The following is an 8,748-nucleotide window of genomic DNA, read 5'->3' on the forward strand; positions in this document are numbered from 1 at the left end:
GACGCAGGAGGCTCCCGTGACCACGCTCAGCACCGGTCCCGACACCACGGTCAACACCCACTGCCCCTACTGCTCCCTGCAGTGCGGCATGAAGCTCCAGCCTGGCCGCGCCGCCGGTCGGCCGACGCTCGAGGTGCTGCCGTGGGCGGAGTTCCCGGTGAACGAGGGCGGCCTGTGCCGCAAGGGCTGGACGTCGGCGGGCCTGCGCGGCTCTCGCGAGCGACTCACCACGCCCCTGGTGCGCGACCGGGAGACCGGCGCGCTGGCGGCAGCCACCTGGGACGAGGCCCTCGACCTGGTCGCCGGGCGGATCGCCGGCATCCAGGACGAGCACGGCAAGGACGGCGTCGCGATCTTCGGCGGCGGCGGCCTCACCAACGAGAAGGCCTACCAGCTCGGCAAGTTCGCCCGCGTCGCGCTCGGCACCAGCCAGATCGACTACAACGGGCGCTGGTGCATGAGCTCGGCCGCCTCCGCCGGCACCCGCACGTTCGGCGTCGACCGCGGTCTCCCGTTCCCGCTCGCCGACGTGGAGCAGGCCGACCTCGTCCTGCTCGTCGGGTCCAACATGGCCGAGACGATGCCGCCGGCCGCGCGGCACCTCGACCGCTGCCGGGACAACGGCGGCAAGGTCGTCGTCATCGACCCCCGCGTCACCTCCACCGCGGAGCGGGCGGACGTCGTCGTCCAGCCCGTCCCCGGCACCGACCTCGTCCTCGCCCTCGGCCTCCTCCACCTGGTGATCGCCGGCGGTCACGTGGACACCGAGTACGTGGAGTCCCGCACGCACGGCTTCCAGGCCGTCGCGGACAGCGTCGCGGCCTGGTGGCCCGAGCGCGTCGAGCGCGTCACCGGCGTCTCCGCGGACGAGCTCCGCGCCCTGGCCGACCTGGTCGTCTCCACCCGCAAGGTGATGATCCTGACCGCCCGGGGCGCCGAGCAGCACGCCACCGGCTCCGACACCGTGCTGGCCTGGCTCGACCTGGCTCTCGCGCTGGGCCTGCCCGGCCGCCCGTTCGCCGGCTACGGCTGCCTCACCGGCCAGGGCAACGGCCAGGGCGGTCGCGAGCACGGTCAGAAGAACGACCAGCTGCCCGGCTACCGGATGCTGGTCGACCCGGCCGCCCGCGAGCACGTCGCCGGGGTCTGGGGCGTCGACCCGGACAGCCTGCCCGGGCCCGGGCGCTCGGCCTACGAGCTGCTCGACGCACTGGGCACCGACGCGGGCCCGAAGGCGCTGCTCGTCTTCGGCTCCAACATCGTGGTCTCCTCGCCCAACGCCACCCACGTCGAGGACCGGCTGAACAGCCTGGACCTGCTGGTCGTGTGCGACATCGTGATGAGCGAGACCGCGGCCATGGCCGACGTCGTCCTGCCCGTCACCCAGTGGGCCGAGGAGACCGGCACCATGACCAACCTCGAGGGCCGGGTCATCCTGCGCCGCCAGGCGGTCGCACCGCCCCGCGGCGTCCACTCCGACCTCGACGTGATCTCGGGCCTGGCCGAGCGGCTCAAGGCTCCCATCACCTTCTCGACCGACCCCGAGGAGGTCTTCGAGGAGCTCGGCCGGGCCTCCGCCGGCGGCAAGGCCGACTACGCCGGGATCAGCTACGAGCGGATCGACGCCGAGCAGGGCGTCTTCTGGCCCTGCCCCAGCCCCGCCCACCCCGGCACCCCGCGGATGTTCACCGAGCGGTTCGCCCACCCGGACGGCCGCGCGAGGATGCACGTGGTCGAGCACCGCGGGACCGCCGAGCCGGTGGACGCCGAGTACCCGCTGCACCTCACGACGGGCCGCATCCTGGCTCAGTACCAGTCGGGCGCCCAGACCCGTCGCATCACGGACCTGCCGGACGACGGCGCGTTCCTGGAGATGCACCCGGTGCTGGCCGCCCGCCTCGGGATCGCCGACGGCGACCCCGTCACCGTCTCCACCCGGCGGGGGCGCCTCCAGGCCCCCGCCCGGGTGGTGCCCACCATCCGTCACGACACCGTCTTCGCGCCGTTCCACTGGCTCGGCGTCAACCGGCTCACCAACGACGCGCTCGACCCGGCCAGCCGGATGCCCGAGTTCAAGGTGTGCGCAGCAGCTGTGGAGGCCCAGGCATGAGCACCCCCGACATCACCGCCGACATCGACGCCGACATCGACGCCGAGATCGACGCCGGGACCATCGACCAGCGGGGCGGCCGCGAACGGCTCGTGGTGGTCGGCAACGGGATGGCGGCGACCCGGCTCGTCGAGCAGCTGGTGGCGAACGGCTACCCCGGCCACGTGACCGTCCTCGGCGACGAGGAGGTCCCCGCCTACAACCGCATCCTGCTCTCCGCGGTGCTCGAGGGCACCCACGACCGGGACGCGATCACCCTGCGTCGCGGCGACTGGTTCGCCGAGCACGGCATCGACCTGCGGCTGGGCTCCCGCGTCCTCGCGGTCGACCGCGACTACGGCGACGTCATGCTCGTCGACGGCACCACGATTCCCTTCGACCGCCTCGTCCTGGCGACGGGCTCGATCCCGACGCTGCCGCCGATGCGGGGACTGATCAGGCACGACGGCTCGCTGCACCCCCGCGTCCACGCCTTCCGCTCGGTCGCCGACTGCGAGGGGCTCGACGAGGCCGTCGCGGCCCGCCCCGGCTCGCGCGCCGTGGTGGTGGGCGGCGGGCTCCTCGGCCTCCAGGTCGCGCGGGCCCTGTCGCTGCGCGGTCTGCAGGTCGAGGTCGTCGAGGCCACCGAGCACCTGCTCTCGCGGCAGGTGGACGAGGCCGGCGCGAAGGTGCTGCGCCGCAGCCTCACCAAGCTCGGCACCACCGTCTACACCGGGGCCCGCGTGACCCGCCTCGTCGACCCGCCCGGCGGCGGCTCGGTCACCGACGACGGCCCGGTCGGCCTGCAGCTCGACAACGGCTTCGTGCTCGAGACCGACCTGGTGGTGCTCACCGCCGGCGGCCGCCCGTCCACCGCCCTGGCGCGGGGCGCGGGCCTCGAGGTGCGCCGCGGGATCGTCGTGGACGACACCCTCACCTCCGTCACCGACGGCCGGATCAGCGCCATCGGCGACTGCGCCCAGCACGGCGGCGTCGTCCACGGCTTCGTCGCCCCGGCCTGGGAGCAGGCGACCGTGCTGGCCGACCGGCTCTGCGGCGGGGACGTCACCCACGCCGGCTCCCGCGTCGTCGCGCGGCTGCGTGCCACCGACCTCGACGTCGCCGTGCTCGGCGACCCGGTGGGGGCCGACGGCGAGGTCGTCGAGGTCTCCAACCCGCTGGCCGGCAAGCACAGCCGGCTGATCGTGCAGGACGGGCGGATCGTCGCGGCCTCGCTGGTCGGGGACCTCTCGCGGGTCGGGATCATCACCCAGCACTACGATCACGGCACGGTGCTCGGCATCAAGGAGCACGGCGACCTGCTGCTGCCCGACGTGGTGCCGACCCCGACCGTCCTGCCCGACGAGGCGGAGGTCTGCGCCTGCGCCGGCGTGACCGCCGGAGCGATCCGGGCGTGCACCTCCCTGGAGCACGTCAAGGAGTCCACCCGCGCCACCACCGGCTGCGGCGGCTGCGCGAACGCCTGCCGCGACCTGCTCGCCGAGAAGCTCGGCGCACCGGTGGGCGGCACGGGCGGCACGCGCCCTCACGCCGCCTTCACAAGCGTCTGACCTGCACGTTCACGGCGTCCTCACGTGAGGTCGTGAGGGCCGTGAGGCAGTGAGCGAGATGTCACGAGAAGCACCGTCCGACGTGACGGAGGGGCAACCCCCGCCACGCAACCTGGTACCTGTCAGCCCCACTCGTCCGCGGTCCGCCGCAGCAGGAGACACCCCATGAGCAACCGCCAGCGCCTCGTCGTCGTCGGCCACGGCATGGTCGGCCACCGGTTCGTGCAGGCCGCCGTCGAGCGGGGCCTCACCGAGACCTACGACATCGTCGTCCTCGGTGAGGAGCCCCGCGCGGCCTACGACCGCGTCGCCCTCACCTCCTACTTCTCGGCCACCTGCGCCGAGGAGCTCTCGCTGCTGCCGGGCGGGTCCTACGACCACGACGCGGTCGAGCTGCGGATCAGCACCGAGGTCGTCTCGCTCGACCGCGACGCCCGCACCGTCACGGCCCGCGACAAGGTCTCCGGCACCGAGACGGTGCTCGGCTACGACCAGCTGGTGCTGGCCACCGGCGCGGCCCCGTTCGTGCCCCCGGTCCCGGGGCGGGAGCACGACGGCGTGTTCGTCTACCGCACCATCGAGGACCTCGACGCGATCCGCGAGGCCTCGCACACCGCCACGTCCGGCATCGTCATCGGCGGCGGCCTGCTCGGCCTCGAGGCGGCCAACGCGCTCGTGCAGCTGGGCCTGCAGACCCACGTCGTCGAGATGGCGCCGCGCCTCATGCCGGTCCAGCTCGACCAGGCCGGCGGCTCCACGCTGGTGCGCCACATCGAGAAGCTCGGCGTGAACGTCCACGCGGGCGTCATGACCCAGGAGATCACCGCCGGCGAGAGCGGCAGCGTCGACGGCCTCCAGCTCAAGGACTCCTACAAGATCGACGCCCAGGTCGTCGTCTTCTCCGCCGGCGTCCGGCCCCGCGACGTCCTGGGCCGCGAGTCGGGCCTGGAGATCGCCGAGCGCGGCGGCATCCTGGTCGACGACCAGTGCCACACCTCCGACGAGCGCATCTGGGCGATCGGCGAGTGCGCCGCCCCCGCCGGTCGCATGTACGGCCTCGTGGCGCCCGGCTACGACATGGCCGAGGTCGTCGCGGACGCCCTGCTGGACGGCCCGGGTCGCTTCACCGGCGCCGACATGTCCACCAAGCTCAAGCTGCTCGGCGTCGACGTGGCCTCCTTCGGTGACGCCTTCGCGGCCACCGAGGGCTCGCTGGAGCTCGTCTACTCCGACGCTGTCGCCGGCGTGTACAAGAAGCTCGTCGTCACCGAGGACGGCACGCGCCTGCTCGGTGGCATCCTGGTCGGCGACGCGGCCGCCTACGGCATCCTGCGTCCGATGGTCTCCAGCGGCATTGCGCTGCCGGAGAACCCCGAGGAGCTCATCCTCCCCGCCTCGCGCGGCGGGTCGACCGGCGGCGGCGTGGCAGCCCTGCCGGACGAGGCGCAGATCTGCTCGTGCAACAACGTCAGCAAGGGCGACATCGTCCACGCCGTCGAGGACGGCTGCGAGGACGTGGCCTCCGTCAAGAGCTGCACCAACGCCGGCACCACCTGCGGCTCGTGCGTGACCAGCGTCAAGGCGATCATCGAGGACCACTTCGCCAAGACCGGCCGCGAGGTCTCCAAGGCCCTGTGCGAGCACTTCGCGATCTCGCGAGCCGAGCTCTTCGAGGTCGTGAAGATCCACGGCTACACGACCTTCGAGGCGGTCCTCGAGGCTCACGGGACCGGCCGCGGCTGCGACATCTGCAAGCCCACCGTCGCCTCGGTCCTGGCCAGCCAGTTCAACGAGCACGTCCTCGGCGGCACCAACGCCGGCCTGCAGGACACCAACGACGCCTACCTGGCCAACATCCAGAAGAACGGCTCCTACTCCGTCGTCCCGCGCATCCCCGGCGGGGAGGTGACGCCCGAGGGCCTCATCGTGATCGGCGAGGTCGCCCGCGACTTCGGCCTCTACACGAAGATCACCGGCGGCCAGCGCATCGACATGTTCGGTGCCCGCATGGAGGACCTGCCCGCCATCTGGGGCCGCCTCGTGGACGCCGGCTTCGAGTCCGGCCACGCCTACGGCAAGTCCCTGCGGACCGTGAAGTCCTGCGTCGGCTCGGAGTGGTGCCGCTACGGCGTCCAGGAGTCGGTGTCCATGGCCATCCGCCTGGAGCTGCGCTACCGCGGGCTGCGCTCCCCGCACAAGCTCAAGGGCGGGGTCTCCGGCTGCGCCCGCGAGTGCGCCGAGGCCCGGGGCAAGGACTTCGGCGTCATCGCCACCGACAAGGGCTGGAACCTCTACGTCGGCGGCAACGGCGGCATGAACCCCGCCCACGCCCAGCTGCTGGCCGGCGACCTCGACGACGAGACGCTGATCAGCTACCTCGACCGGTTCCTCATGTACTACGTCCGGATGGCCGACCGACTCCAGCGCACGGCTCCCTGGATCGACTCCCTCGAGGGCGGGCTCGACCGGGTCAAGGCCGTGGTCGTGGACGACGTCCTCGGCCTCGGCTCCGAGCTGGAGGAGTCCATGGAGCGCCACGTCGCGACGTACGAGGACGAGTGGGCGGCGACGCTGAAGGACCCCCGCAAGCTGGAGCGCTTCGTGTCCTTCGTCAACGCCCCCGGCACGCCCGACCCCAACATCACCTTCACCACCGAGCGCGACCAGATCCGGCCCGAGAACCACGACGCCCCGGTCCTGCTCGGCACGACGATCCCCGTGGGAGCCTCCCGATGACCGCCACGCTGCCCGACCACACCACCACCGACGAGTGGGAGCCGGTCTGCCGGCTCGAGCAGGTGCCCGCCGAGGCAGGGGTGGCCGCCCTGGTCCGCGGGGAGGCCGTCGCCCTGTTCCGTGACCACCGCGACGAGGTCTACGCCCTGTCCAACGTGTGTCCCTTCGCTCGTGCCTCCGTGCTCTCGCGTGGCATCGTGGGTACTCGCAGCGGCGTGCCCTTCGTGGCGTCGCCGATGAAGAAGCAGCCCTTCCGTCTGGTCGACGGGGTGTGCCTCGACGACGAGGCCGTGCGGGTGGACACCTGGGACGTCAAGGTCGACGGCGGGGTGGTCCTCGTGGGGGCGAAGCGCACGCCGGCATGAACGAGGGTGCCGGCCCGATCTCGGAGGGGGAGCCGATGACCGGACTGCTGACGGAGGACGAGACCGCGGACCCGAGCACGCAGGCCGTCGCGGGCCCGCTCGCGGGGTTCCGCATCGGCGTGACCGCGGCCCGCAAGGCGGACGAGCAGATCGCGCTGATGACGCGGCGCGGCGCCCGGGTGGTGCACGCCCCGGCGCTCTCCAGCGACCCCAACCGGGTCGACCTGGCCGACCTGCGGGCCGCCACCGAGAAGGTCATCGCCGACCCGCCCGACATGTTCGTGGCCACCACCGGCATCGGCATGCGGCAGTGGTTCGAGACCGCCGAGGAGCTCGGGCTGCGTGAGCAGCTGGTCGCGGCGCTCCGGCCGGCCGAGATCCTCGCCCGTGGCCCGAAGAGCGTCGGCGCCCTGCGCGCCGGTGGCCTGCGGGAGCTGTGGTCGCCGGAGTCGGAGCTGTTCGAGGACGTGCTCGACCACCTGCGCGGACGCGACCTCACCGGCCGCAACATCCTCGTGCAGGAGCACGGTCAGTCGCTGTCGATGGTCGGGCACGCGCTGCGTCGCCAGGGCGCGTCCGTCGACGTCGTCACGGTCTACCGCACCGTCACCGCCGAGGACCCCACGCCGATGCTGGGCATGGTCGACCTCGTGGCCGACCTCGAGCTCGACGCGGTCACCTTCACCTCGGCGCCGGCCGTCGCCGCCCTGATGGACGCCGCCACCTCGATGGGGCGCCGCGAGGACGTGATCAGCGCGTTCCAGGCGGACGTGGTGGCCGTCTGCGTCGGCCCGGTGACCGCGGCCGCGTTCGAGCTGTGGGGCGTGCCCACCATCTACCCGCCCGACCGCTCGCGGCTGGCCGCCATGGTGAAGCTGATGGAGGCCGAGCTGCCCTCGCGCAAGGAGGGCCTCACCCTCGAGCTGGTCGGCGGGCACCAGCTGCTGATGCACGGTGAGTCGGTGCTGCTGGACGGCACCGAGGTGAAGCTGTCGCCCGCCCCGATGGCGGTGCTCGCGGCGCTCGTCGCCAACCCCGGCAACGTCATCCCGCGTCGCGCGCTGCTGGCCCAGCTGCCCTCGGGCACCGCGGGCTCCGAGCACGCCGTCGAGATGGCCGTCGCCCGGCTCCGCGCCGCCCTCGGCACCCGGGCCGTGCAGACCGTCGTCAAGCGTGGGTACCGGTTGGCGGTGGAGCAGTGACCACGCCGCGTCCGCCCCGACTCGTCACCGTCGCGCACGGCACCCGCCGCGCGGGCGGCAACGAGAACGCCCGCCGCCTCACCGCCGCGGCGGCCGAGCGTCTGGGCGTCGAGGCGGTCGCGGCCTACGTCGAGCTCTCCGAGCCGCTGCTGGCCGACGTCATGCGCGGGGTGCACGGGCCCGTCGCCGTCGTCCCGCTGCTGCTCTCCACCGGCTACCACGTGCGCCACGACGTGCCGGAGGCGTGCGCGCTGGCGCCGGAGGACGCCGACGTGGCCCTGGGCCGTCCGCTCGGCCCCGACCCGCAGCTCGCGCTGGCCCAGGTCGACCGGCTGCTCGAGGCCGGTGCCCGGCCCGGCCAGCCGGTGACGATGGTGGCCGCGGGCTCCACCGACCCGCTCGGCTGGCGCGACCTGCGCGCCGCGACCCGGTACCTGCAGGAGGGCTGGGACGCCCCCGTGCGGCTGGCGACGATCTCGGGGTACGGCAAGCGACCCGAGGAGGTCGTCCAGGCCGGCGACGCGGTCTCCCTCTACCTGCTCAGCCCCGGCCTGTTCAGCCGCCGGGTCGCCGAGACCGCCGCGGCTGCCGGAGCCGGGCCCGTCGGCGACGTCCTCGGCACCCACCCGCTCGCCGTGGACGTGGTCGTCGAACGGGCTGCTGCCCAGCTGGCGGCCCACGTCTGAGCCGGGGCCGCCGCGGTACGACCCACCACATTCGTGGGTTCGGGCGCGCGGAACCCCCCACGGGGGGGGGGGGGGCCCCCCCCCGGGCCGGCGAGCCCG

The 8,748-nt window shown here is 73.4% G+C and carries 6 protein-coding genes; all 6 read left to right on the plus strand.

The window, feature by feature from the left end; genetic code table 11:
- Positions 1–16 precede the first annotated feature (16 nt).
- Positions 17–2,110, plus strand: coding sequence for a molybdopterin oxidoreductase family protein (locus tag M8316_RS18855; protein WP_308196055.1), 2,094 nt, complete (start codon positions 17–19; stop codon positions 2,108–2,110).
- A complete protein-coding gene (locus M8316_RS18860; protein ID WP_250057194.1) occupies positions 2,107–3,660 on the plus strand; it encodes an FAD-dependent oxidoreductase in 1,554 nt (517 codons plus the stop codon). The genes M8316_RS18855 and M8316_RS18860 overlap by 4 nt, the downstream gene beginning before the upstream one ends.
- Before the next feature lie 165 nt (positions 3,661–3,825).
- Positions 3,826–6,396 carry a nitrite reductase large subunit NirB gene (gene nirB, locus M8316_RS18865; protein ID WP_250057196.1) on the plus strand — a complete coding sequence of 857 codons (2,571 nt, stop codon included), beginning with the start codon at positions 3,826–3,828 and terminating at the stop codon, positions 6,394–6,396.
- On the plus strand, positions 6,393–6,761 hold the full coding sequence (gene nirD / locus M8316_RS18870; protein WP_250057198.1) for a nitrite reductase small subunit NirD: 369 nt from the start codon (positions 6,393–6,395) through the stop codon (positions 6,759–6,761). The genes nirB and nirD overlap by 4 nt, the downstream gene beginning before the upstream one ends.
- Before the next feature lie 35 nt (positions 6,762–6,796).
- Positions 6,797–7,963 carry a uroporphyrinogen-III synthase gene (locus M8316_RS18875; protein ID WP_250057200.1) on the plus strand — a complete coding sequence of 389 codons (1,167 nt, stop codon included), beginning with the start codon at positions 6,797–6,799 and terminating at the stop codon, positions 7,961–7,963.
- Complete coding sequence (locus M8316_RS18880) at positions 7,960–8,649, plus strand: sirohydrochlorin chelatase (RefSeq protein ID WP_250057202.1); 690 nt, start codon at positions 7,960–7,962, stop codon at positions 8,647–8,649. Before M8316_RS18875 ends, M8316_RS18880 begins: the two co-directional genes overlap by 4 nt.
- Positions 8,650–8,748: the final 99 nt, after the last annotated feature.

Source organism: Nocardioides bruguierae, from assembly GCF_023554635.1.
GTDB classification, from domain to species: Bacteria; Actinomycetota; Actinomycetes; order Propionibacteriales; family Nocardioidaceae; genus Nocardioides; species Nocardioides bruguierae.

Excerpts from the sequence above, each read along its gene's own strand:
- M8316_RS18875 (WP_250057200.1), top strand. The coding sequence starts at position 6,797 with ATGACCGGACTGCTGACGGAGGACGAGACCGCGGACCCGAGCACGCAG.
- nirB (WP_250057196.1), top strand. The coding sequence starts at position 3,826 with ATGAGCAACCGCCAGCGCCTCGTCGTCGTCGGCCACGGCATGGTCGGC.
- nirD (WP_250057198.1), top strand. The coding sequence starts at position 6,393 with ATGACCGCCACGCTGCCCGACCACACCACCACCGACGAGTGGGAGCCG.
- M8316_RS18860 (WP_250057194.1), top strand. The coding sequence starts at position 2,107 with ATGAGCACCCCCGACATCACCGCCGACATCGACGCCGACATCGACGCC.